This is a genomic window from Pseudomonas sp. FSL R10-0399 (assembly GCF_009600165.1).
In the GTDB taxonomy this organism is placed as follows: Bacteria; Pseudomonadota; Gammaproteobacteria; order Pseudomonadales; family Pseudomonadaceae; genus Aquipseudomonas; species Aquipseudomonas helleri.
The window spans coordinates 1-391 of sequence record NZ_WIWK01000308.1 but is presented as its reverse complement, the minus strand read 5'-3'; the positions used below and the strand labels follow the sequence as shown (position 1 = coordinate 391).

The following is a 391-nucleotide window of genomic DNA, read 5'->3' as shown; positions in this document are numbered from 1 at the left end:
ATTCCCTCGCAAACTGGCCATCGCCCTGCTCGCCCTGCTGGCCTGTTCATTCGCCGGCAACCACATCGCCGCGCGCATCGCCCTCGATGACGGCACCGGCGTGCTGCTGGCGATTCTCTGCCGCTCAGGCATCACCTTGCTGGTACTGGCCTGCCTGCTGTTGTGGCAACGCCAGGCGCTGGGCCTGCCCGCAGGCACCCGGCACTGGCAGCTGCTGCTGGGCCTGCTGATCGCCACCCAAAGCCTGTGCCTGTACTCGGCGGTGGCGCGCATTCCGGTAGCCCTGGCGCTGCTGGTGGGCAACACCTTCCCGATGCTGCTGGCGCTGCTCACCTGGGCGCTGGGCGGCGCACGCCCGACCGGCCGCACCGTGCTGTTCATGGGCCTGATC

At 69.3% G+C, this 391-nt stretch carries 1 protein-coding gene; it reads left to right on the top strand.

The genetic code is table 11. The features are described 5' to 3' along the window. Positions 1–391, top strand: a 391-nt coding sequence (locus GHO41_RS29575) for an EamA family transporter (protein ID WP_153435370.1), incomplete at both ends; no start/stop codon positions are given.